The following is a 24,410-nucleotide window of genomic DNA, read 5'->3' on the forward strand; positions in this document are numbered from 1 at the left end:
AGAAGCATTGAAACTCTAGGCCTTGACGTCGAAGACGTCATCATTAGTTAACCATGTATACCCCAGGAGATGGAATGATGAACATACCTAAGGATCAGATCATGGATGACACGCAGTGGCAAGCACTGATTCGTGAAGTTGCAGATCTTTTTAACAACCTGACGATCATGCGTGGATTCCAATATTATAAACAGAAACGTGTTATATCTATAAATTTCAACGATGCTCAGGCTATTACCGCCGAGGTACAAGGATCAGAATCATACGAGGTTGTGCTCCGTATGCAGGACTTGTCCACCAGTTATTGTACCTGCCCGGTTAACTCTCCATGCAAACATATGGCTGCTATATTGATGAGTTATGCTGAACAGCAAGGACGCCCCGTTCCTGCACTGGTCAATGCACATGCAAGTACTGCCTTGAAACAAACCAGCAAACCGGCAGGTTCGACATCTGCGAGAGCTTATAGCTTCAGCGATGTTACGGAACAAGAGGAGGCTGTCCAAGACAATATCTCCTCGGATGGACCCCAGTATAGCACAATTAAGGAGCGGGCAACCGAACTCGCTGGAATGGACATTGTTGAATGGCATGAACTATTTCGAGCGACCCTTAAGCGACTCGGGACAGGAACGGCAACGACGGGCTACATTCAGGAAGCTGCAGATGAACTATACGCGATCAAACCCAAGATGTCAGTGGCGATGGATCAGCTGTTTGAGCTGCATGTTCAGCTTTACCTCATGCGATACTGTATACCACCCGCGCGCAACTCGATTACGCATACTCCTGTGTATTTAAGTTACCCTGCCCAGCTGGCGGTAGACTCTCTCCAAAAAGGAATTGAGACCCTTCTGCTCCAGTCGCTGGACTTGTCCGGATTGAAGGGCACGGCATTTGAACAAGTCTGGGCAAGGCTCGAAGAAACTTCGGCTTATTTGCGGACAGAGATGTTGCCGGAGACAGCTAATATGATGTTCTTCTCACCCGTTTACTCCAAGCTGTGGCTGAACTGGATTGTGCCCTGGCTTCAAGGTAAACAGGCGATGTTGGAGTCAGAACTTCATCTACTGAACGAAGCAGAAGCAAAGATCATTTCGCCAGAAGGAGCTGCCCCCGGCGGAGAGAAGAACGTCAGAAAAGGATCTTTACCCTTACCGCTTGTTCTGGCACAGAGCTGGATGTACTACCATCTGGAACAGGATTCATCAGCTTGGCAGAAACTTGTCCATGGCAGCTCAGCCTATGGCATTCCGCCGGAACATCTGTTGTACTTTCTCCATACACTGACCGATGCAGCTGAATGGACACGTCTGTCCGAATGGCTGGTACAGCTCGGGCCCCTGCTGGCGGGTCGCCGCAATGCTCCTTTACAGGACTATATGCGATTGTGGGATACTGCAATCCAGCATGTCCCGGATGCAGAGCACCGGATGTGGGACACGCTGGTCAGCATGCTTCCCCACTCCAGGCCTGCTTATGAGGATGCCATGCATTCTCGGGGGCAGTGGCGCAGGTGGATTGATTTTCAGCTGAGCACAGGCACTGAACCTCTCGAATTCCGAGTAGCTGTATTGCAACCCATTGAGAAGGACGCCCCTGAGTTGCTTTTGCCGTTCTATCATCAGGCGGTGGAGCGTTATATTGCACACAAGAACAGGGATGGTTACAAAGCCGCAGTAAAGCTTCTGAAACGACTGTCCAAAATATATAAAAAAATGAAGCGAGAGGAGCCGTGGGAGCAGTTCATTACTGCACTGGCTGTTCGCAACAGCCGATTGCGCGCCCTGCAGGAGGAGCTTCGGAAAGGTAAGCTGATTCCATGAGTCTAATTCACCCCTACACAGAAACGATTGAGGTACACGTGGCGTTGACCGGCTATGGCGATGCGCTATTTTACGGTGCGCTGAATACACATCACTTTGTGTCAGGCCAGTCGTTGAAACAACGTCTATTCGCATGGCATGCTCCTTCCTTTTACGGCACGGAGCTTGAAATCCGGCAGATTGAAGAGATTGAGCTTGTGGTGTTGCCTGCGGAAGAGGTTCTCCCATTTTTTGCAGAGATGAAGACTCTGATTCATATTGAGTGGAAGTGGGATGAACAGGCTGAGTACCTGATCCGACTAGCCCCGATACTGTCCTCGTCTATTGATCATCGCAAGCATGTACCCAGCTTTGAGGCTTATCGTGCCGGACAACTGCAATGGACGTGGGACTCGGATAGTCTGAAAAAGCAGGATCTGGCTGCACTTCACCAAGCCATGCAGCAGACGGATGAAAGTTTCGCTGAAGGACTTGGCGCAGCTTACTCCGCCGCTGTGTTCCAGCGCTGGTATAGCTCCGAAGAAGCAGCCACCGACCTGCGGCGGGAGTTCCCGCAGCTCTTCCCCGAGCGCGGAGTGCTTCCGCGAACAGGCGGCCTTGATGCTCGGTCGTGGCTGGTGTCCATCGGTTGGAAAGCCGATGCTGCACCCTTCCGCCCGATGCTGCAATTGCAGGAGCCGGACGAGGACGACTTCTCCTGGCGACTGCGTTTGGTATTGCAGAACAAGCTGGATGCTGCCGTTCTCGTGCCCGTCATGCTTGATTCACGCGGACGACTGGAGGGCGAATGGCCCGAAGCTTGGACGCCATTTGTTCTGGATCGCTCGGCTGGCTGGCTGGATCAGCTGCGTGCGCAACTGCCGCGTCTTGGCAGTTCCATCAGCGGCAGACGAGATATTCTGAGCGATCCGCTGGATGATCAGCAAGCCTGGCAGTTTCTGACCCAAGAGAGCGGTCGCTTGCTAGCCGCGGGATGGCAAGTTCTATTGCCGGGCTGGTGGGAAGCCGCCCGGAAGAAAAAACCGAAGCTGCGAGCCAAAGTAAAACCGGAGGAAGGCAGTGAGCGTGGCCAATCGTTCTTTGGATTGGACTCCATCATTCATTTTGACTGGCGCATCGCCATTGGGGATAGTGATCTTAGTGAAGAAGAATTTGCAGATCTCGTCGCCCGTAATGAACGACTCGTCCGATTCCGCGGCGAATGGGTTCCGCTCGACCCCGATCTGCTGGAGCAAATTCGCAGAGCGATGGGTGGTGTAGATCGGGAGGAAGGACTCTCTTTCCAGGATATTCTGCATCTGCATCTGCTTCACAATGAGCAGCGGGAATATGCCAAGCAGAAATGGAAGGAAGGTCAACAGGCCGAGGGCGAACAGGAACCAGACCCATCTCAGACCAGCGAGAGTATCAGGCTTGAGGTGGAGTTAAATGATCATCTGAACCGGGTCATCGCTCAGCTCGGAGGCGGACAAGGCGGAGCCCCTTCCCTGCCCGTTCCGGAGGGACTTCACGCAGAGCTACGTTCCTACCAGAAGGAAGGTTTTGCTTGGCTTGGTTTTCTGCGCAGATTCGGCTTAGGCGCTTGTCTTGCTGATGATATGGGTCTTGGGAAAACGATTCAGTTCATTACGTATTTGTTGCACATTAAAGATCATGAGCCAAGACTACCTGGACAAGCACCTGCCCTTCTGATTTGTCCAACATCCGTACTCGGGAACTGGCAGAAGGAAATCAGCCGTTTTGCTCCTTCCATCCGTGTCAGTCTGCATTACGGGGCACGCCGGTTAAACGGAGAAGAATTCCGGGAGCAAGCCGAACAGTCGGATATTATCATTACTTCCTACGCCACGGCGACGCTGGATCAGGAACTGCTGGAAACCTACACGTGGTCTGCTATCTGCCTCGATGAAGCACAGAATATCAAGAATGCCCAGACGAAACAGTCCCTGGCTGTACGCAGCTTCCCGGCGAAACATCGCATTGCGCTTACAGGTACGCCGATCGAGAATCGGTTATCCGAACTGTGGTCGATCTATGATTTCATTAATCCGGGTTATCTGGGCAGTGCCCGGGCATTTCAAACCCGCTTCATCAGTGCGATTGAAAAGGATAAGGATGAGCAGCGCATGCAGGATCTGCAACAACTGGTGAAACCTTTTATGCTTCGCCGTAAGAAAAAAGATCCGAATATCCAGCTCGATCTGCCGGACAAAAATGAGATGAAAACATATATTCACCTCACAGGTGAACAGAGTGCATTATATGACCAATCGGTGCAAGCCCTGATGGATAAAATGAAAGAGCTGGAGGGCATCAAGCGCAAAGGTGCGATTCTCTCCGCGTTAACCCAATTGAAGCAATTGTGTGACCACCCGCTGTTGCTCACCAAGGAAACGTTGCCTGAAGAGCTGCCTGCGGATGATCCGGCAACATCAACCTATGACGTGTACAGTCCGCAGGACATGGCGATGCTGATCAGCCGCTCGGCCAAGCTGGAACGGCTGATGGAGCTTGTTCGTGAGCTGCGTGACGAGGGGGAGCGATGCCTGATTTTTACACAATATATCGGTATGGGGCAGATGTTACAGCAAGTGCTGCGGCAGGAGCTGCAAGAACCTGTACTCTACCTACATGGTGGCACATCGAAAACAGCACGGGATCGCATGATTGAGGATTTCCAATCTCGCACACTGCCTGCGGACAAGCAACCTTCGGTCTTCATTCTGTCGATTAAGGCTGGCGGTGTTGGTCTGAATCTGACGGCAGCCAATCATGTCTTCCACTTTGACCGCTGGTGGAACCCCGCAGTGGAGAACCAGGCAACAGACCGGGCCTATCGGATGGGACAAACCAAGGACGTGCAGGTGCACAAGTTTATCTCTCTCGGTACGCTCGAGGAACGCATCGACGAGATGCTGGAGAGCAAGCAACAACTTAGTGACAACATCATCACGAGTTCGGAGAACTGGATTACCGAACTGTCGACCGATGAGCTGAAGGACTTGTTCACGCGTCGCCGGGACTGGTCTGGTTAAGCTGGCTGAGTAAAATAAAAAAAGAGCGAAGTTTAGGAATGTGGATTCCGGCTTTGCTCTTTTTGCTTTTGTAACGTTGTGCTTCTTGATGAAAGTACCATTCTAAACCTTGTATTGGGATCCCAGTTCTAGCGCATGTTACCGATGATAGAGGATCTGGAGTCTTGCATTTTTTTAATGAAATTAGTCATGAGATCAAAAGCTTCATTCCGCTTGTTAGACATGGACTGCAGACGAAGCATATCCATTTGTTGCGAATTGCTGAGGGCATCAATCTGGCCTTTCAATGTTTGCACAGCGGCTTGATCTCCGTTTTGCTGAGCCACTTGCAATTCTGCATTGAGATCAGCAATCTGTTGATTGCGGTTCTGTACCTCTTGAATTTGTGTTTGCAATTGAGCATCCAGCAATCTGGTGCGCTCCTGCTGCACCATCATCAAGGCCGTTTCAATATCCATAGAGGAGATGTTAATACCAGACAATGAAGAAACGGAATTTGCCACAGTCGCACTTGCTGCTGAAGCAGAAGTGACAACCGATACTGCTGCAATTGTAGCAATGGCTGTTGAAGAGAGAAGCTTTGTTGACTTTTTCATAGGGTAGACCTCCCAAAATATGTAGAAGACATCTGGTCATAATTGACATCTTTCGACATGATTATATCAGAAGACCTAGGACTTTAAATCTATTTATTTTAAATTTTAAATAAAATATATACTTCCCGTTGTTATATCCAGGGCTGACCCTCCAATAACCTCTCCACTCCGCTCTTTACATCGTCCGTGATAACTGTTGAATCAGTTCGTTAATGTAGGCTTTTACCGGCTGATCATCCAGATTTTCAATCCGTGACGGGCTGAGTAACTGATGTTTCTTTAGGATGTAAAAGTCAAACAAACCCTGACGGATGGTCATATCATGCATGATGGAAAACGACGGCTCAGCAATTGTGCGGATCACCGCCTCATCTTGAATCATGTACAGCACCGGACTAATGCGATTAAAGGTACCTTGTGCCATTCCCTTTTCAAAAAAGGAACACAACTGTTCACTATGATGCTGCAGAGCAGAAGCAATGCCTTCGTATAATTCCGGGTAAAGCTTCTTCACCTCGTTCCAAAAGAACTCGGGGAGATATAACACATGGGTCATCGCATGCTCATAGGCGATCTGAAATCTACGCTCGTACGAGATCGTATCATCGTCCATTGTTGCCCGGGAATCATGAATCTCCTCAATATATACGTTCAGAACGTTCTGGATAATTTCCTCTTTGGATGAGAAATATTTGTATAGGGTTGCCTTGCTGATATCCATATGTTTCGCGATGTCATCCATGCGCAGGGAACTGATGGACTTTGCACGCAGAACCGGAATGATTTTGGTTAGTAGTTTTTGTGAATTTTCCAAACGTTTCAAGGGGGTACCTCCTTCATGCTGCGTCAATTGCTTCAAATTGGACAATATAATAAGTATACCACGCCTAGACAAAATAGATATAATAAACGAACTATACGAATTTCATCGTTTTAGTTTACTTTAACAAATGAGTATGATATATTGTCTGCATGAAGTTGTTAACGATTATATTTTACACAATTTAAATCACAAGCATGTACAGGAGGTTTTCACGATGAAAAAAATATTAGTTGTTTTGACCAATGTCGATAAATATGCAACCAAAGATGAACCTACAGGTCTGTGGCTCAGTGAAGCCACTCACTTCATTGAAGAGTTCGACCATAACGATAATGTGCAGATTGATCTGGTTAGCCCGAACGGCGGCAACGTGCCACTTGATCCGAAAAGTCTGGGCGACTCTCTGGATGCCAGCACCAAAGCTTATTTCGAGAACGAATCCTTCATGAACAAATTGAAAAATACATTGAAACCGAGCGAAGTAAGCGCAAGCGACTACGATGCCATCTACTTTACGGGTGGACACGGTACAATGTGGGATTTCCCGGACAATGCCGAACTTCAAGCGCTATCACGTGATATTTATGAAAAAGGTGGCGTAGTATCCGGCGTGTGCCACGGGGTTACTGCCCTGCTTAATGTGAAGCTGTCCAATGGCTTGCTTCTGATTAACGATAAAAAAGTGTCCGGCTTCACCAACGAGGAAGAAGAACTGGCACAACAAACGAAATATGTTCCATTCCTGCTCGAAGATGCACTTCGGGAACGTGCTTCCGAGTACGTTAAATCCTCTCCTTACACTTCCTATGTGACAACAGATGGACGTGTGGTTACGGGACAAAACCCGCAATCCAGCAAAGCCGTAGCCGAAAGTGTCAAAGAATTGCTTGGTCTGTAAGATACCTCAGCTCCCCCATGAGCTTTTATATAAATGAATGTTGCAACAATTTACACAACACAAACAGCACGTATCCGTCATGATCTGATGGGTACATGCTGTTTTATTACTGTTTCTAGTCTTAAGCCTTTTGGAAACTACTAGGAATTAACCTTCACTATAGATACAGGTGCGATGCGGTTACAGTTCTGCCCCATTGGTACGGATTACGTTCTGATACCAATAGAACGAGTCTTTGCGAATCCTTTTTAGCGTACCTTTACCGTAGTCGTCCTGATCCACATAGATAAATCCGTAGCGCTTACTCATCTCCGATGTACCTGAACTGATCATATCAATCGGACCCCACATCGTATACCCAAGTACCTCGACGCCATCCGCGATGGCCAGTCCCATCTGTTCGATATGTTTGCTTAAAAAATCAATCCGATAGGGATCATTCACCGTGCCATCTTCATTCAGTGTGTCATAAAAACCGGAACTGTTTTCCAGAATAAACACAGGTTTTTGATACCGGTCATAGACCAGATTCAATGTATAACGCAGGCCGATCGGATCAATCTGCCATCCCCACTCGTTTGCGGGTAGATGCGGATTTTTGTACACGCTGTGCACATTACCCGCTGTTAATTCAAGCTGCTCGGTATCGCTGCTGGAGATCATGGAGTTGTAATACGACATGCCTACAAAGTCAGCCGTATGTGACCGAATTCCTTCCAGGTCTCCATCCTCAATGTGGAGATGAATGCCTTTATTTTTAAAATACGTCTTGCTGTAATAAGGGTACTCCCCCTTGTTGAGCACATCCAGATAAAACTGATTTTTCATCTGATCATCCTGCTGCATCTGTAACGCGTCCTCCGGCTTGCACGTGTACGGATACGTGGTGAAATAGGCCACCATGCTGCCAATCTTATTACTCGGATCAATCTCATGTGCCAGTCTGGTTGCTCTGGAAGCAGCCACAAACTGGTGGTGCAGACCCTGAAAGAGCATTTCCTCATAATTAGGCGCGTCATAATCAATGATACCGAGCGTTTTAGCCGATGCTTTGACACTCATATTAATCTCGTTAAACGTAACCCAGTATTTCACTTTTCCTTTGTAGCGATTGAACAGCACTTCGCAATACTTCACATATAGATCCACGAGCTTGCGGTTGTACCAGCCACCGAACTTGTCCATCAGTACAATCGGAGTATCAAAATGGCTAATAGTAATCAACGGCTCCATACCATACTTCAAACATTCATCAATGACCTGATCGTAGAACTGCAATGCCTTCTCGTTTGGAGTAGCATCATCCCCGCCCGGAAACACTCTCGCCCACGCAATCGAATAACGGAACACTTTGAAGCCCATCTCGGCAAACAAAGCAATATCCTCACGGAATCGATGATAAAAATCAATCCCCCGCCGTTTCGGATAGTTCGCCGCATTCGGGTCGTTTCGAGCTTCCTCAATCATCTCCCAGTTTACCCGAATCTGTTTGGTTACCTTGCGGTCGTTCTTCTCGTTAAACTTCATGACCTCGGGAATGGTCAGGCTCTTGCCGTCCACATCATAAGCACCCTCTGCCTGACAAGCAGACAGTGCACCGCCCCACAAAAAGTCTTTTGAAAAATGGGATTTGCTCATATTCGTCATTGTAATTTCCTCCTGTATTTTTATTTAAGTTGAATCAAAGATTTTACACAGTCCACTCCGATGACAGAATAACCTTTAAATCGCTGTTATCCCCAGATTTTTTTGATTTCCTTTCCCGAATGGAAGAATCCGGTGATAAAGGCGACCGCTTCGCTTTTCCAGGTTTTTTCTGTCCTCTTCGTTAATGTGTAAAAGAACTGTTCAACTTGTGTAATTAGTAATGCATTCAGTTCGGACAAACCTCAATTAAGGAATAAGTTTAATTAAAGCTTCGCTCTCCCGGATCGGGCCACTGCTCGCTGTCGTGAGCACATCTCCATATTGTTGCATGTTAGTAACAACAATCGATGTAATCGTGTTATAACCTGCTGATCTAATGCCGTCTGGATCAAACTCCACCAACAAATCTCCTGCTTGGATAGTCTCTCCCTGTTTGATGTGTGCGTTAAAATATTTGCCTTTCAGGCTGACGGTGTCTACCCCGATATGGATCAGAATCTCTACGCCGTTATTTGCCTTTAAGCCAATAGCATGTTTCGTGCGATAAAGAGCTTCAACCACTCCGTCAAACGGGGCATATACCTTGCCTTCCGTTGGCACGATCGCAATCCCTTTTCCCATCAATTCTTGTGCAAAAGCTTGATCCTCGACTTCGGAGATCGGTTTAATCTCACCCGTCATCGGACTTACGATCAGCATATTTGAAGAAGAAGTGTCGTTCAAAATAGACTTTTCTGATTGTACTGTGCTTGCCACTGCATTCGATTGATCGGTGTTGACTGTGCCAGAAGTTTTCTGCGACGGGCTTCCGTCTGTATCTTCCTTAATGCCCCCAATCAGGGTAAATACAAAGGCTAATACCACTGAAGCAATACACCCGATGATGACATAGATGTAACGATCTGCTGTGTACGTGCCTAGCGCCAATAAACCTGGAAGTGCAATTGCATTAGCCGTGGTATGAACCAGACTGTAAAATCCACCAACGATACCACCAGCCAAACAAGCTGCGAAGAAAGGGCGTTTATATTTCAACGTTACACCATAGATTGCTGGCTCCGTAATTCCGAATAACGCCGTGATGCCACTAGATCCCGCAGCAGATTTCATCGTTTTGTTTTTCGTTAGGACAAATACACCAAAGGCCGCGCCAGCTTGCGCCAGATTCGCTGCCAGTGCTGTAGGAATCAGCACCGTTGCACCCAGTGTAGCCACCTGTTGAATCTGAATCGGCATGATGGCATAGTGCATACCAAACATAACCATAATCGGTTTAAAGAAACCGAGAATCGCTCCTGCCAGAACACCCGCGGTAGAGAAGAGTGAGTTAATACCGTTCGTCAGCCAGTCACCAATATGTGAACCCACAGGGCCAAACACGATAAGTTCAAGGGGAACCATAATAAACAGCACGATCATTGGCGTAAGCAACACTTGCAAAAACTTAGGAATCACTCGATTGACGAGTGGATACAAGTAACTCATAATCCAAACAGCCAGAATAATAGGAATAACCGAAGATGAGTACTTCATTAACAGGATCGGCATGCCCAGAAAATCAACAGTGCTCACACCTGTCTCAGCTATTTTAGCTGCCGCATTCAAAATCGTCGGATGCATCAGTCCAGCGGCAAGCGCTACTGCCAGATAGGGATTTGTTTTGAACTTATGTGCTGCGCTGACAGCAAGGAAGAACGGCAAGAAATAAAAGATCAAGTCACCGATCATATTGATAATGACCATGAATCCAGACCCTTCCAACCAGCCGAGTGCAGCCATTACCGTGGCAAAACATTTGATCATGCCGCAACCAACCAGTGCTGGCAGGATCGGCGTAAAAATACCGGCAATCGTTTCAAGAACCGCATTGAACGGATTGCGTTTTTGCTTCGATCTACTGCTTGCTGCGGATTCCTCGGAATTTTCAAGTCGATTTGAGGTTAAATTTTTGACTTCATTGTAAACAGCATCTACTTTCGCTCCAATGATGATCTGAACCTGCCCCCCGGAGTTCTGCGCTTTAAGCACACCTTCCAGCTGATTCAGTTCCTTCAAATTGGCCTTACCATCGTCTTTCAATACAAAACGCAAACGGGTAGCACAGTGTGTAAGTCCGGATATATTTTGCTCGCCGCCAACGAGCTCAAGCACGTTTTTAGCCAAGTCTTTATTATTCATAATCCTGTTCTCCTCTGCTTCATGATGGATAATTAGATATATATGAAAAATGACCAAGCCGGGGAATCGTCATTCCCTTCGCTTGGTCATGCCTGATCGAATCAGTAACAGTCCATTAATGAGTATTCAGTTGTAATACTAGACAAACAAGAATGGTTTACACAGACACTTCGATGACAGAAGAACCTGGAGAGTAGCTGTTATTCTGCTGGTTCGTTAGTGGTTAATCGCTGGATGTGCAGGATCAGATACAATTTCTCATCATCGGAACATGTCCAGCCATAGTTTGTTTTCAGGAAATCAGCAATCTTCTCCACACAAGCGAGTTCCTTCGGGAACTTTTCCTTCACCATCGTATACAGGGACTCATTCTCATCTTTCAGCGACTTGCCGCTCATCTGCCGCATGATGAAGTATCTTATATGTGTAGCGAACCGCATGAAATGAATGGAGTCCTCTTGAAAATCAATCTTGAGTGCGTATTTGATTACGGAAAGGATCTCTCCCGTCACGGTAGTTACCTTGGTTGTATCACTCATCTCGCCAGAACCTACCTGTGCATTCACAAAATGCAGAGCAAGCAGGGTAATCTCGGCTGACGGCAGAGCCAAATTCGTTTTCTCCTCAATCAGCTTCAGTGCAGCTTCCCCTACCCGGGTCTCACTCGGATACAGTGTCCGTACTTCCCATTCCAGCGGATTTTTAATATTGATGCCTTCTCTGGTTCGGGAAAGGGCAAAGCTGATATGGTCGGACAGGGTGAGAAGCAGATTCGGGTTAAAGGTTTTGTTCAAAATCTCACTGCCCAGCTTCATCACTTCCTCCGCGAGATAAATATCCTCAATCGGAATGCTGTTTAGCAGGTCATACATCCGGATGTTCTTCGGGGCCACGAAGATTTTCTCCACCAGATCCGTCTCGGTCAGCTCATATGGGGTTTTGAGAAACCCTACACCTTTGCCCACCACGAATACCTCTTCGTTATGCTCATTAATCGCAATGGCCACGTTATTATTCACTTTTTTGATAACCTTCAATGTTCTCACCCCCCGTTAGAAATAAAAAAAGACCGAAAGCGATTACACGAAAGCAATCGAATTCGGTCATGCCTGGTTTCCCAGTAACAGTCCGTGTTAACAATATACTTTTATTATAGGCACATCCTTCGAAAAGTCAATTGGTTAATATCAGGTGAAAATGAGCCTGCTTCCTATGTAACCTGTACTTTGGCATTTTGCTACGCATGAAGGGCATCTGTTGCTCCTAAACGTCTAACCAACTAGAACTTTTTTATTCAAAAATAAATGTGACCATCTGCCCCACCCGGCAGTCTAATCTATGTAAAACCGGCCAAGAGATGTATCTCTAACACGATATAAACCCGTTACGAAAGGAGCTGTTAACTATGGATTCACCCGATCTCATCACACAGGCTATCCAGGGAGATCGTGAAGCTTTCATCAGGCTGATCCGAGAGATCGAAAATTCCCTATACAATACCGCCATATCCATGCTGCGCAAAGAAGAGGATGCCGCGGACGCGATTCAGGAGACGATCCTGAAAGCCTACAAATCCATGCATACCCTTCGGGAATCACAGTATTTCAAAACCTGGATGTTCCGTATTCTCATCAATGAATGCAATACCTTGTTATCCCGCCGCTCTCTCTCCACTTCTTACGCAGAAGTACCCGCAGAACATCAGGCACAATCCAGTCCATACGATGAGGTGGATATGCGAGAAGCAGTCGATCAGCTGGAAGAAGCCAAACGCATTGTGATTGTACTGCACTACTTTGAAGATATGAGCCTGCGTCAAGTCGCCGATACACTGGGCCTGTCCGAAAGCGCCGTGAAGATGAGGCTGAGCCGGGCAAGGAAAGAGCTATATCAAAAATTCAAAAACTTTCGGGAGGTAAAATTACATGTCGAACTCGTTTAATCTCGATCAAAAATTAAAAGAACAAGCAAAGGAGCGTCCTGCCATGTCTAAAATCGTACGTAACCGCATTGATGCCACACTGGATTCCCTTCCGGAATCAGCTAGCCAAATGAATATAGAGTCGTTTCAGGCTCATCCATCAAGACGTGTTCATAAAGGACTACGCCGTACCGCAGGAGTCGCTGTCGCAGCAGGTGTGCTGGGATTAACCGTATTTGCATCCGGTTTTGTCTCTCCAGCAATGGCTGACTCGTTGCGCAATATTCCACTGATAGGCAGTCTCTTCAGCTCGATTGAAGCTGATATGGGTCTGAGAACAGCAGGCAACGAAGGTTTGACTACACCAGTGAACAGCTCTTTCACTTATCAGGATGTGAAATTCAAAGTATTAGAAACGGTCTATGACGGCACACGTGCAGCGTTTCTCGTTCATGTTACTGCACCTAATCTCAATCAGGGCATGTACGACAATGGCAAAGATATCGTAAAGCTGAGCAGTGGCGTTGAAAATGTATTTTTCGATGTGAACGGTTCTCGTCCAGATAGCGGTCTGTTCTATAGTTCAGCCGGAGCGAACGAGCCTGATACGTTGCTTTTTGAACAGGTTATTCCTGCAGATCACACAGGCGCCATCCCGGATCAGTTCGAAGCTAAAGTGAAGTTGAAGTTGCAAGGTATGGATCATGAGTTCGAATTGACCGTTCCGTTCACTAAATCTACAACGGACACTCATAACGTTCAGCCGAATAGCACGATAGAAAATGATCTGTACACGGTCACTGTGAACAAAGCCGAGGTCACCCCTATTACGACTCGTCTAACTGCTTCGATCGCGTTAAAAGGGGAAGAAACGTTAAGTAAAAAAGAAGAGAAACAGCTACGTGAAATCAGATTCGCTGTCTATGATGATCAAGGCCGACAATTGACTGCATTGAGCGGTGAAGGTGCGTATCAAGCAAACCAGTTGAACTGGGAAAACATCTATGCTACTACAGCCAAGGATGTGAAATACCTGATTGTGAAGCCTTTTAAGGTGAAAGATGATTTTGCCGAAGAGGTTAAAGACGATCAATTCATTAAAGGAATGGAAATGAAAATCCAGCTGCCATAGCTCAATTTCATTTCCTTGCAGAGGGGTTATCGCATGTCCATTCAGTTTACCATTTCATCCTTTGTAGTTCTTGTGCCACTGTTTATTCTGATCCTGCTCACTCTGGTGATTCATGCCAGGGTGAGCAAAGCCAGATATACAGGCAAACAGTATATGTTGATGCTGACATTTGTGATATATATGCTGGGCATGATGCATTTTGTATTTTTCCCCATTGATGTGAACATCGGGATGTATGCCAACCAAACACCCTGGTATTCAAACATTCAGTGGGTTCCATTGCTGACTGCGGATGCGCCAAGCTTTCTTTTGAACATCCTGCTGTTTATGCCGTTAGGCTTCCTGCTTCCTCTTTGGAGACCTTCGGTCAACTCCATAAAAAAAGTGGCGAAGACAGGCTTAACGGTAAGTTTAACTATTGAACTATTGCAACTCGTGATTCGAATTGCGGTAGGCAACGGCCGCTCAACCGATATTAATGATCTGATCGCCAATACTTCAGGAAGTGTGCTTGGGTTTATTGTGCTTAGTCTGCTTACCCACCTGATCGGCCAAAAGCTGATTCTTCCTTGGAAAATGCCAGGTCATAAATCAAACTCTACGCAACGTTAGAATGATACATCTGAAAATGAGCTTCATCCTTTGAAGGCAAAACATGGTCTGTTCCTTAAGATGAAAAAGTTCGCGAGCTGTGATACAATGAAGGAATTGTGTATTCGCAGACAGACATGCAGATCGCGCTTAAAAATAAAACATTTTGGGCACTCTTTATCGATTGATCATGCTGCCACTTTAGGGAGGTTTATGGAACAACCATGCTCATTATTGGTATCGCCGGAGGAACCGGCTCCGGCAAAACAACGGTAGCTCGCTCCGTTATTGAACGTCTGGGATCAGCCAAAGTTACATTCATATCCCAAGACAATTATTACAAAGACCAGTCAGACCTCACACCTGAGCAACGCAGACTGACGAATTACGATCACCCGTTTGCTTTTGATAACGATCTGTTGATTGAGCATCTTACCCTGTTGAAAAAGGGCCAGCCAGCGTATGCTCCCGTGTATGACTTCACCATAGATAACCGCGCTGCAGGCGAAACGATTGAGCTTGCGCCGAACCACATCATCATTGTCGAAGGGTTACATGTGTTGATTGATGAGCATCTTCGTACACTGCTGGATATCAAGGTATTTGTAGATACCGACTCCGATGTACGCATTCTGCGCAGAGTACTACGGGACATGGAAGAGCGTGGACGCTCGATTCAATCCGTGTACAAACAATATCTCGAAACGGTAAAACCGATGCATGATGCGTTTATCGAACCGTCCAAAAAGTATGCGGATATCATCATCCCTGAGGGCGGGCATAATGAAGTAGGGATTCAGATGCTGTCCATTCTTACCGAGAAATATCTCACGGGAGAAAACTGGAACAGGTCTTAATCAAAGTTGCATATAGGATAACAGGAGTTTTTCAGGGATTAATCCAGGTTACGATACAGCGTAATCTGGATTTTTTGTTTTCGGGGATGGATATATCATCTATACTATATGACATCGTTTCGTTGAGAGGAGTTTATTTATGGCTACTTTTGAAGAGTTCATGCAACATGATATTCGGGTAGGTACCGTGGTGGAGGCTGAACCTTTTCTGAAGGCTCGTGTTCCTGCGATTAAGATGAGAATAGATTTCGGGCCACTCGGTTTAAAAAATTCCAGTGCCCAGATCACCCACCGTTACACGCCCGAGCTGATGATTGGCAAACAGGTCGTTGCTGTCGTGAATTTCCCACCTCGGCGGATTGCCGGTTTCGTGTCCGAGGTACTTGTACTGGGCGGTGTTCCCAGCGAAGGTGATGTCATCCTGCTCTCCCCAGATCATCCGTTACCGAATGGAACACCGATTGCTTGAATTTATTTTTATGTACATGGGGTTTTCAAATGTTGGAAAATGGAGTATTCTCTATGTATTGAGCAATAACTGAAATGAATTACATATTTCGAGAGACCTTAAAGCATAAGGCTATGAATCTGCGGATTCGTGGCCCTTTTTTGTGTTTTGAGAGGATATACATGGTAGAATATTGATTATTACTACAAATTTAGCAGTTATCATCCTAGTAAGTACATACCAGCGCCAACCTATAGCAATGGAGAGGAGTTAGATTCATGAGAAAACAGATGATTTCCAGTTTAGCAGCACTAGCTTTATTCGTAGGGGGATATGCAAGTTTTGCGGGGATGGGCGGCACTAGTACAGTCGAAGCAGCGCAAGCCGTCAGCTCATTTAAAGATGTACCCGCATCTCACTGGGCATCCTCAGCAATTTATTCCGCAGTAGAGAAAGGTTATTTCAAGGGATATGCCGACGGAACGTTTAAACCAGGTTCACCCGTCACCAAAGCTGAAATGGCCAGTATTTTAGCACGTTTGAATGATCAGCCGGAATCGCCGACTGCTGAGCTGAATCATTTTACAGATGTACCGGAGTGGGCTAAAAATGGTGTCGCTACGGCGATTGCCAAAGGATTTATCCGTCCTTCCAGTTATAAGGGCAAACTGGATGCTCAAGCTACACTTGAACGGGGCGAGATGGCGGACTGGTTGACACAGGGGTTGAGTGTAGTGGATTCAGACTATGGACAGGCTCTCTCGGATGTGACAAACACCGTCATTCCTGCGAAGGAATATTTTACAGGCAAGCTGGCAGACTCGCAAAAAAATGCTGTCGCTGTTGCCCTTGGAACCGGGCTGATGAGCGTTGCGAATGATAAAACATTTGGCGTGAACCGCACCACAACCCGGGCAGAAGTCGCCGTGTTGCTCAGTCGTTACGCGTCCGTGGCCAAAACCAAACCTGCCGATCTTCAAGGGCTGAATGAGCTACGGCAGGTGGGATTGACAGGCACCAATCTGAGTGTGATTGCACCGAGGTATCAAGTTTTCCCTGAAAACAGATATCCAGACTCATATGACTATAGCAAGGTAACGGATGACTTCTCAAAAATTCGTAATAAAGAATTGAATACTGTAACTAAATATGCTTCAGCCAAGCTAAAGAATTGGGTTGTAATTAATCCCTATGTGAAAGAAACCGAACGAAGTATCTATTACCCAGTATTTGTTGACGAAAAGGATAAACTTCTTCGTGGCGCATATTACTCTTTCACGGAATATGATTTCAACATCATTGACTCTATGAGTCGTTTACAAGCTGGAAGTCTTTTTAATTCCCCAACGATAAATCCATTAACCTCACCTAATAGCAAAGCATTTAGAGAATACGCGGTACCACATATGAACAATCTGCTTAGCTCTAAAGGTATTTTCAATGTAAAAAATCCAATCTATTGGGGAGAGGGCTTATTACACTTTGACAAAACGTTAAATCCAGAGGTCCATCTTACTCTCAAAGATGGCACCACTTTTTACATAGTGCCAAATTAAATCTAAAAGGATGATTATTATTGGATATACATAGCAATTCAATCTTTAGAAGGTTTCTCATCTCTTTGATAACGGTCTGCATTCTATTCTACCCTTTTCATTTTGTTTTTGCAGGTGGGGGTCCAGGTACTAAACCTATATTGGAGGCCACGTACTTTGAGCCTTCAATACCCGCCAAATCACAGAAGAAATTGACTCCTGTAGAGGGAACAGGCACAACAAATATCGGAGTGTTTATTTACCAATTGGATAGTTTAAAATGGATGGTCGAGGGAGAATGTAATGGTCAACAATTATCTAATAACAGATCTACTAACAAACCCGTTTCATCCCTGGTGTGTGTTGACCTTTCTTTAGAAGATCCTAGTTATCAACCTTCTTTGTATAAAGACAGTTTGGGTAATCAACATCCCAGCAATGAGCTCACCGAGCTTTCTTTAAAGCCAATCTACATGGATAATATAGCTCATTATCGTCCTGGAAGGCCTATTTTAGTAAGTGTAGATTCCTTTACTGGTAAAAAGGTTAAATTCACCACTCAAATCGGAGGAGTAATTGAACCAATAGAATATAGGCCATATAATCCACCCAAATACTCTGCAGACTATGTATTTAATACCGATATATATTGGCGGGCTGTCGCCGAAACCACCAAAGAAATCAACCTCTCTCCTGGAGGGCAAATTCGGTTAAATCAAACCAAACAGCTCAATGCGATGGTTAAAACCAAAACAGGGGATGGTAACTTTGGTGCAGAAACCAATGTAAACACAGGCAGCGGAGGAACGACCACGTGGGAGTCCTCCAATCCCTCGGTTGCAACGGTAAGTAACTCCGGGATGGTACAAGCGGTTAGCAGAGGCACTACATCCATCACGGTTTTATGGGAAAAAGACGGATTCCAATTAACAACCCGCACAACCATTGGTGTTGAACAGGGAACCGGTGGTGGTGGTGACGACGGAGGCGGGAATACCGGCGGTGGAGATAGCGGAGGCGGTGGTGGCTGTACACCTACGATTGGATCACCATCTCCAGGTACAACGATGAATATGAGTGACCTTGATCCCAACGCTACAGGTATAATAAAGTCAGATAACAGAGGTAATAAAACATTCAATGTATTGAAAGGAATTCCTACTTCCGAGTCTCTTTACACTAACGCCTTCGCGGACAATTATCTATTCAAGCAAGCCTGGACCAAAATGAGCGGCAAAGTGATATATGATTGTAATATCACCATCTCCTATGATAGAGAATGGACCGTACCTGGACCGCAGGTCTGTAATGACGACGGATGTAGGGATGGCACACCTATACCTAAAAATGATACCGTTCCTAAACCATACAACTTTCAAATTACACGAGACTATTCCTACTGGATGATTAGCAATCTTGAAGTGTACAAGCTCGCCAAAGCAACGATGAAAAATTATGCACTGCCCGGCGAAACCATTACGATGAATCCTGCCGGTTATGTTCCACCGACACTTGAATCCAGCAATGACTCTGCCGTTGAACGTCATGTGAGGCCAGGACAAACGTCATCCATCTCCTATACTCCATCCAAACTAACAGGTGGCTTGAATGCACCCCCGGATGTACCAGATGACACAGCCCTATTAAAGGGAATGGCGGAAACTAACACACCACAAAGCACCGTAAAAAATGATTTGGTGAAGTTCAACAATGCAGTGATCATGAATGATAACGAAACTACCAAGGATGGGCCACTGCCGAACAACATTCCTTCACCAACAACAATTGGACGGGATGTCTTGTACACTCCCAACCACAGGATCAGCAGTTCCCTGCGAAACAAAGCCAATACGGAAAGTTCTGGCCAAATCTATTATGATCTACTACCGGGTAACGTGAACGGCGGAGCCAACAAGATACTTCCGATTCATGGGATAAACACTGTTACGGTGCACACTCCCGTCGTAAACTACGCATGGGTGTCCGACGATCAGCCGCATAATCAGAAAACAACACCTGACCCTACCCGTGCTGCACTGATTTTGGAGCGCCCCTTCATTGTGCGTATCCCTACATCCGGACAGCACCTAGATGCATCCATCTATCCTGGATATGGCAACCGGGACTATGCCAAATATTTTCGTATCAAACAGGTGTTATTCCCGTTTGACGTCTACACAGCAGATCGAACACAGTTCATCCCAAGCCACACATGGGTCAACATTCCGGTGAACCAAATGGATACAACATTCTATCTGCCAGTATGGGTGGACGAGGGGAAATATACCATCGAATTTCGGAACATCGCCGAGAATTCATCGGCAAACTTCACAGAGCAACCCGATGCCAACACCGATCTAACTCATCATGTTGCAAGCGATAAGATACCTGTAGATGTAATCGGCAGGCTGTATGACTTTCATGTGACTGATGTATCCGACTATAACTGGGAGAGTGTATTCCGCAAACGACCAGGTAGTCCGGAACCTACAGGTCATAGCTACTGGAGCGGATTACGCGGCATCGATGGTGATCCCCGAGGAAACCTTGCTCCATTCGTATTGCCGATTCGGCCTGGCAGTCATCCGGTCCAAGGATTTCGGAACGTTGCTGTGAAAACAGGCTATCACTTCAAGTTTGATCTCAAGACGAAGGGTAATATGTTTGGAAAACAGGATGGTATTCGAATAACACCCACATTCTCTTTTATAAACAAGGATAACTCTTCCCGTCAGGAGGTTGATCTATACTACCATCGGGGGCAGGAACGTCTTATTCGAATTGGTTCAGCGCAGGATATGGAGAAACGATTTGTTGTGTTGAACTCACGACTGCGTAATGTACCCGGCACCGAATTGAGCGATGCGGCACGTTACCAATATACGTATGAATTTTCACCAGACGAACGCAATCGTCTCAAATTAGCAGAACATATGATCAAAGTCGCCAACCAGACTTCACACCAAAAAACCTGGACAGGCCGTTATGACTGGATGATTCTGACGGCGCCGATTCGTACACTGATTGGTCCTAAAACCAATATCCCTTCCAGCGTTAACGTTGACAGGGCCAATGCTGCAATCCAGCGGTGGTACGGGGAATACAGTCTGCCGGCAGATGTGTACGCTGTTCCCAAAGGCACAAATCTTGAACCACTTGCCAGACAGAATAAGCTAGATGAACAATCTGATATCTTTTTGAAAAATGGGTACATCGTCGTCAACTTTAATATCGAGAGTCTACGTAACGGCAATACACAGGCACCGCATCTGCAATATATCCATGCTCCACTTATGAATCAGTGGCAGTTGGAGGGTTTCAACCAACCACCTGCATTCAATAACAGCGCTAACGACAGCAGTAGATGGCCGTTGAAGGATGGCGATATTCTCTTCTATTATGCAGACCAGTCTAGTCGAAATGACTTTCAGTCCCAGGTGCCTCATTGAGGATTAAGTAAAGGGTCAAGGATCAATGATTACGTTCAAATATTCGGATTACAAAATTACTCTGCCAGTCAGAACAGCTTATCTCCGTATAGATGAGAATATTAAAAGGGTGATCTGTAGTGAATTCATTCATCACAAGAATTCACTACAGATCACCCTGTTCTTTTATAACTTTATGAATAACCATGCTTGTCTTTCTAATTTATCTACTCCCGGCCAAAACCTCTATACGCTCCCGCTTCTGCATTTCACCCTTCAGCTCTCTCAGCGACAGAGCGGAGGACATCAGACTTCGGGTATACGGATGATTCGCCGAACTGGTCAGCTTGGCACTGTCCACAACCTCCACTACTCTCCCTTGATGCATGACTGCAATACGGTCACTCACTTGCTGCACCACAGCAAGATCATGTGATATGAATATGGAGGAAACTCCCGTCTCCCTACGTAGTTCCATAAGCAGATCCAAAACCTGTTGCTGAATGGAAACATCCAAAGCAGAGGTAGCTTCGTCAAACAAAATGATCTCGGGCCGTAAACCAATCGAACGAGCAATGACAGCTCGCTGTTGTTGCCCGCCGCTTAATTCATGTGGATACTTATCCGCATCCATAGCAGACAATCCAACGCGCTCCAGCAATCTACGTGTTTCCTGAGCAGCCGCCTGCCGTTTCATCATTTTATAATTCAACAGAGGCTCACCGATAAACATGCCCACCTTCATGCGTGGGTTGAAAATCGCCGCAGGCTCCTGAAAAACCATCTGAATCTGCTTGCGCATCTGGCGCAACCTTTCACCTTTCAAACGGGTAATCTCCTGCCCATGGTACCAAATCTCTCCTGAAGTCACCTGTTCCAACTGAGTTACACATTTGGCAAGAGAGCTTTTGCCGCTTCCACTCTGCCCAACAATGCCCAGACACTCCCCGGGATATAACGCAAGATCTACGCTTTGTAAAGCCTGAACAGCCTGCTGCCCTTTCAACTCATACGTTTTACATACGTTACTCAGTTTTAGAATGGGTGATCTGTCATTCGTCATGTGCATTCCCCCTCCAGCTCAGGTACAGCTTGAAGCAGCTTGCGAGTATACTCATGAGTGGGATTCGATATGACACGCAGTGTATCTCCCAGTTCCACCAACCTGCCGTCTACCATCACACCGATCCGGTCAGCCATATGGGCCGCAACCGCCATATTGTGCGTCACGAGCATCATGCCCGTTCCCTTGTCCGCACAGAGCCTGCTCAGTTGGCTCATCACTTCGTTTTGAGTCGTAACATCCAGCGCACTCGTCGGCTCATCCGCCAGCAACAGTTCCGGCTCCAACGTAGCCGCCATCGCAATCGCGGTTCGTTGCTTCATCCCCCCGCTAAGCTGGGAAGCATAGACATGCATGACTCGCTCAGGATCATCCAGTCCCATACGGGCCAGTGTGTGAACGGCCAATCTCCAAGCCTCTTTGCGAGACATGGGCAAGTGGGCACGAATGGTCTCCACATACTGACTTCCAATACGACGAATCGGATTCAGATACGAACCGCTATCCTGAAATACCATCGCGATTCGCTTGCCACGCATCCCTTGCCAATCTTGTTGCGAGTCACGCAGCAACACCCTCTCCCGAAAGACAATCTCTCCTCCGGTGTATCGTCCGCCTACAGGCAGTAGGCCCAGCACAGCCCGGATCAGGGTCGACTTCCCGCTGCCGCTTTCCCCCACAATGCCAATGATTTCTCCTGGCTTCATCGAAAAGGATACATCCCGTAAGGAAGGCACTCCTTCCTTGTAACTTACAGACAGATTCTTCATCTCAACAAGCAAAGATGTCGTTCCCCCACGCAAGGACGTCATGACTACTCGACCTTAATGTTGCGGTCTAGCAGATAGAAGTCGATCGGGTACATCGTTGCACCCTTGACATTACTTTTGCTGACGATATTAATCGGCGTGTATGTCAAAAACATATACGCGGCATCATCCAGGATGATCTGCTGCGCTTCTGCCGCAAGGGCATACCGTTTCTCCACATCAAACTCCGAGTGAAGACGTTCAATCAGCTCGTCCAGCTTCGGATTGCTGTATCCGCCAACATTCCACTCCGCACCTGTTTTGAAATAAAAGTCGAGAATATACTGCGGATCGCCCGTGATGCCTGTGTTAATACTTGTCAGAGCCAGATCATAATTCCCGCTCTTCTGATGGTCGGTGAGATCCTCATATGAGGTGAGCTCCAGCCCAACCCCAATTTCTTTAAGCTGGGATTGCATCGCAGCAGCCACAACGGAATCGGATTCATAAGCTGAGTTAAGGATGAGTTGTAACGATAGCTTCTTCCCTTCCTTTTCACGAATGCCATCTCCATCAGCATCCTGATATCCAGCCTCATCCAGCAATTGTGTTGCCTTCGCGGGTTCGTAATCATATCCGGTAATTTTGTCGTACCCAAAAGGCAATGCAGAGGTAAACGGACCTTTGGCTGCTTGTCCACCCACCAGCGTATTCGCGTACATTTCGCGGTCAATTCCGTAAGATATGGCACGGCGAACCTTTACATCGCTTAGCAGTGAATGGGTCGTGTTAAACCACACAAACTGCGTACGGAGGCTCGGAATTTCATCAATCGTATATTGTGTTTTATCCTGAAAAAGAGGCATCTGGCTGCGTCCCACATTACTCGCTACATCAATTTCCCCTGATTGCAGTGCCAGCGCCCGTGTATTATCATCCTTGATGTATTTCAGTGTCATCGTATCCAGATCAGCCGCGCCACCCCAGTATTTATCGTACTTTTTCACCTGAATCTCCTGGTCGGGCGTATATCCTGTAACCATGAACGGCCCGGTAGCGATGGGCTCACTCTTGAATTTTGATGTGTCTGCACTCGTATCCACGATAATAAACAGCGGCTCTGCAATATTGCCTAGCAGTGAGGCATCTGGCTGTGTTGTTTTGATCGTCAGATCCTGCCCCTTGGCAGTCATTGACGCAATTGGCAGTGTGGATTGACCTCTCTCATTCAGCGAGATGGAGCGTTCGATTGATTTTTTTACCGCATCCGCAGTCACGGGATTGCCATTATGGAACGTTACCCCGGCCCGAATATGAAAATGCCAGGTTGTATCATCGATCCGATCCCACTTATCGGCAAGTTTAGGGACGATCTTCATCTGCTCATCAAACTGAATCAACGTCTCCCCAATAGCCGCGCGCGTCAGCGTCCAGCCGTTCCATTCCTCCGCAGGATCAAGGCTACTCCCCAGCCAGAACAAGGCCACATTCAGATGTGATTTCTTGTCCTCACCACCCGCACCACTCGCATTCACTCCTGCCTTTTTCCCCGTAGCATCGGATGATGAAGGTGTTGAATTTTTGTCGTTACCACAGGCCGCGAGCAACAGAATAGTCATCATTGATATGATAGCCAGTAGCCATGTTTTTTGAAACTTACCCATACTTCCCCATTCCCCTCAG

At 46.7% G+C, this 24,410-nt stretch carries 18 protein-coding genes; 10 read left to right on the forward strand and 8 right to left on the reverse strand.

Annotation, left to right across the window (positions count from 1 at the left end):
- The first annotated feature begins 74 nt into the window (after positions 1 to 74).
- Both BLQ13_RS23875 and BLQ13_RS23880 read left to right on the forward strand, forming a co-directional pair.
- On the forward strand, positions 75 to 1,826 hold the full coding sequence (locus BLQ13_RS23875) for an SWIM zinc finger family protein (RefSeq protein WP_167375829.1): 1,752 nt from the start codon (positions 75 to 77) through the stop codon (positions 1,824 to 1,826).
- On the forward strand, positions 1,823 to 4,861 hold the full coding sequence (locus tag BLQ13_RS23880) for a DEAD/DEAH box helicase (RefSeq protein ID WP_420848964.1): 3,039 nt from the start codon (positions 1,823 to 1,825) through the stop codon (positions 4,859 to 4,861). Before BLQ13_RS23875 ends, BLQ13_RS23880 begins: the two co-directional genes overlap by 4 nt.
- A 128-nt stretch (positions 4,862 to 4,989) precedes the next feature.
- Here the strand turns inward: BLQ13_RS23880 and BLQ13_RS23885 are convergent, their stop codons facing one another.
- Both BLQ13_RS23885 and BLQ13_RS23890 read right to left on the reverse strand, forming a co-directional pair.
- On the reverse strand, positions 4,990 to 5,457 hold the full coding sequence (locus BLQ13_RS23885) for a hypothetical protein (RefSeq protein ID WP_090924205.1): 468 nt from the start codon (positions 5,455 to 5,457) through the stop codon (positions 4,990 to 4,992).
- A gap of 175 nt (positions 5,458 to 5,632) precedes the next feature.
- The gene (locus BLQ13_RS23890; RefSeq protein WP_090924206.1) at positions 5,633 to 6,280 is read right to left on the reverse strand and encodes a TetR/AcrR family transcriptional regulator; all 648 of its coding nucleotides are present in this window, start codon (positions 6,278 to 6,280) and stop codon (positions 5,633 to 5,635) included.
- Between the two features lie 214 nt (positions 6,281 to 6,494).
- Between BLQ13_RS23890 and BLQ13_RS23895 the strand changes: the two genes are divergently transcribed.
- Positions 6,495 to 7,178, forward strand: coding sequence for a type 1 glutamine amidotransferase domain-containing protein (locus BLQ13_RS23895; RefSeq protein ID WP_090924207.1), 684 nt, complete (start codon positions 6,495 to 6,497; stop codon positions 7,176 to 7,178).
- A 180-nt stretch (positions 7,179 to 7,358) separates the two neighbouring features.
- Here BLQ13_RS23895 and BLQ13_RS23900 read toward each other — a convergent pair whose 3' ends face one another.
- The 3 genes from BLQ13_RS23900 to BLQ13_RS23910 form a co-directional block, all read right to left on the reverse strand.
- Positions 7,359 to 8,825 carry a glycoside hydrolase family 1 protein gene (locus BLQ13_RS23900; protein WP_244159440.1) on the reverse strand — a complete coding sequence of 489 codons (1,467 nt, stop codon included), beginning with the start codon at positions 8,823 to 8,825 and terminating at the stop codon, positions 7,359 to 7,361.
- A 246-nt stretch (positions 8,826 to 9,071) separates the two neighbouring features.
- Positions 9,072 to 11,003 carry a beta-glucoside-specific PTS transporter subunit IIABC gene (locus tag BLQ13_RS23905; RefSeq protein WP_090924208.1) on the reverse strand — a complete coding sequence of 644 codons (1,932 nt, stop codon included), beginning with the start codon at positions 11,001 to 11,003 and terminating at the stop codon, positions 9,072 to 9,074.
- A 200-nt stretch (positions 11,004 to 11,203) separates the two neighbouring features.
- A complete protein-coding gene (locus tag BLQ13_RS23910) occupies positions 11,204 to 12,040 on the reverse strand; it encodes a PRD domain-containing protein (protein ID WP_090924209.1) in 837 nt (278 codons plus the stop codon).
- A 368-nt stretch (positions 12,041 to 12,408) separates the two neighbouring features.
- On the opposite strand from BLQ13_RS23910, the gene BLQ13_RS23915 reads away from it, so the two are divergent.
- From BLQ13_RS23915 to BLQ13_RS23945, 7 genes are all read left to right on the forward strand, one after another.
- On the forward strand, positions 12,409 to 12,945 hold the full coding sequence (locus tag BLQ13_RS23915; protein WP_090924210.1) for an RNA polymerase sigma factor: 537 nt from the start codon (positions 12,409 to 12,411) through the stop codon (positions 12,943 to 12,945).
- A complete protein-coding gene (locus BLQ13_RS23920) occupies positions 12,929 to 14,056 on the forward strand; it encodes a DUF4179 domain-containing protein (protein WP_090924211.1) in 1,128 nt (375 codons plus the stop codon). Before BLQ13_RS23915 ends, BLQ13_RS23920 begins: the two co-directional genes overlap by 17 nt.
- A 33-nt stretch (positions 14,057 to 14,089) precedes the next feature.
- Entirely contained in the window at positions 14,090 to 14,668 is a 579-nt protein-coding gene (locus BLQ13_RS23925) for a VanZ family protein (RefSeq protein ID WP_090924212.1), read from the forward strand.
- A gap of 203 nt (positions 14,669 to 14,871) precedes the next feature.
- On the forward strand, positions 14,872 to 15,504 hold the full coding sequence (udk, locus tag BLQ13_RS23930) for a uridine kinase (RefSeq protein ID WP_090924213.1): 633 nt from the start codon (positions 14,872 to 14,874) through the stop codon (positions 15,502 to 15,504).
- A 139-nt stretch (positions 15,505 to 15,643) separates the two neighbouring features.
- Positions 15,644 to 15,973, forward strand: coding sequence for a chaperone CsaA (gene csaA, locus BLQ13_RS23935; RefSeq protein WP_090924214.1), 330 nt, complete (start codon positions 15,644 to 15,646; stop codon positions 15,971 to 15,973).
- 257 nt (positions 15,974 to 16,230) lie between these two features.
- The gene (locus BLQ13_RS23940) at positions 16,231 to 17,508 is read left to right on the forward strand and encodes an S-layer homology domain-containing protein (RefSeq protein ID WP_090924215.1); all 1,278 of its coding nucleotides are present in this window, start codon (positions 16,231 to 16,233) and stop codon (positions 17,506 to 17,508) included.
- A 452-nt stretch (positions 17,509 to 17,960) separates the two neighbouring features.
- Positions 17,961 to 20,936: a DUF5704 domain-containing protein gene (locus BLQ13_RS23945; protein WP_090924282.1), complete on the forward strand. Its 2,976-nt coding sequence runs from the start codon at positions 17,961 to 17,963 to the stop codon at positions 20,934 to 20,936.
- A gap of 202 nt (positions 20,937 to 21,138) precedes the next feature.
- Here BLQ13_RS23945 and BLQ13_RS23950 read toward each other — a convergent pair whose 3' ends face one another.
- From BLQ13_RS23950 to BLQ13_RS23960, 3 genes are read right to left on the reverse strand one after another with little or no spacing between them, the layout of a single operon-like run.
- Entirely contained in the window at positions 21,139 to 21,978 is an 840-nt protein-coding gene (locus tag BLQ13_RS23950; RefSeq protein WP_167375830.1) for an ABC transporter ATP-binding protein, read from the reverse strand.
- Positions 21,975 to 22,790 carry an ABC transporter ATP-binding protein gene (locus tag BLQ13_RS23955; protein ID WP_090924217.1) on the reverse strand — a complete coding sequence of 272 codons (816 nt, stop codon included), beginning with the start codon at positions 22,788 to 22,790 and terminating at the stop codon, positions 21,975 to 21,977. Before BLQ13_RS23955 ends, BLQ13_RS23950 begins: the two co-directional genes overlap by 4 nt.
- 2 nt (positions 22,791 to 22,792) lie before the next feature.
- On the reverse strand, positions 22,793 to 24,391 hold the full coding sequence (locus BLQ13_RS23960; protein ID WP_090924218.1) for an ABC transporter substrate-binding protein: 1,599 nt from the start codon (positions 24,389 to 24,391) through the stop codon (positions 22,793 to 22,795).
- Positions 24,392 to 24,410 lie beyond the last annotated feature (19 nt).

Source organism: Paenibacillus polysaccharolyticus (assembly GCF_900102085.1).
Classification (GTDB): Bacteria; Bacillota; Bacilli; order Paenibacillales; family Paenibacillaceae; genus Paenibacillus; species Paenibacillus polysaccharolyticus.

Coding starts and splice junctions, on each gene's coding strand:
- BLQ13_RS23875 (WP_167375829.1), top strand. CDS start 75: ATGATGAACATACCTAAGGATCAGATCATGGATGACACGCAGTGGCAA.
- BLQ13_RS23880 (WP_420848964.1), top strand. CDS start 1,823: ATGAGTCTAATTCACCCCTACACAGAAACGATTGAGGTACACGTGGCG.
- BLQ13_RS23885 (WP_090924205.1), bottom strand. CDS start 5,457: ATGAAAAAGTCAACAAAGCTTCTCTCTTCAACAGCCATTGCTACAATT.
- BLQ13_RS23895 (WP_090924207.1), top strand. CDS start 6,495: ATGAAAAAAATATTAGTTGTTTTGACCAATGTCGATAAATATGCAACC.
- BLQ13_RS23900 (WP_244159440.1), bottom strand. CDS start 8,825: ATGACGAATATGAGCAAATCCCATTTTTCAAAAGACTTTTTGTGGGGC.
- BLQ13_RS23905 (WP_090924208.1), bottom strand. CDS start 11,003: ATGAATAATAAAGACTTGGCTAAAAACGTGCTTGAGCTCGTTGGCGGC.
- BLQ13_RS23915 (WP_090924210.1), top strand. CDS start 12,409: ATGGATTCACCCGATCTCATCACACAGGCTATCCAGGGAGATCGTGAA.
- BLQ13_RS23920 (WP_090924211.1), top strand. CDS start 12,929: ATGTCGAACTCGTTTAATCTCGATCAAAAATTAAAAGAACAAGCAAAG.
- BLQ13_RS23925 (WP_090924212.1), top strand. CDS start 14,090: ATGTCCATTCAGTTTACCATTTCATCCTTTGTAGTTCTTGTGCCACTG.
- udk (WP_090924213.1), top strand. CDS start 14,872: ATGCTCATTATTGGTATCGCCGGAGGAACCGGCTCCGGCAAAACAACG.
- csaA (WP_090924214.1), top strand. CDS start 15,644: ATGGCTACTTTTGAAGAGTTCATGCAACATGATATTCGGGTAGGTACC.
- BLQ13_RS23940 (WP_090924215.1), top strand. CDS start 16,231: ATGAGAAAACAGATGATTTCCAGTTTAGCAGCACTAGCTTTATTCGTA.
- BLQ13_RS23945 (WP_090924282.1), top strand. CDS start 17,961: ATGGATAATATAGCTCATTATCGTCCTGGAAGGCCTATTTTAGTAAGT.
- BLQ13_RS23950 (WP_167375830.1), bottom strand. CDS start 21,978: ATGACGAATGACAGATCACCCATTCTAAAACTGAGTAACGTATGTAAA.
- BLQ13_RS23955 (WP_090924217.1), bottom strand. CDS start 22,790: ATGACGTCCTTGCGTGGGGGAACGACATCTTTGCTTGTTGAGATGAAG.
- BLQ13_RS23960 (WP_090924218.1), bottom strand. CDS start 24,391: ATGGGTAAGTTTCAAAAAACATGGCTACTGGCTATCATATCAATGATG.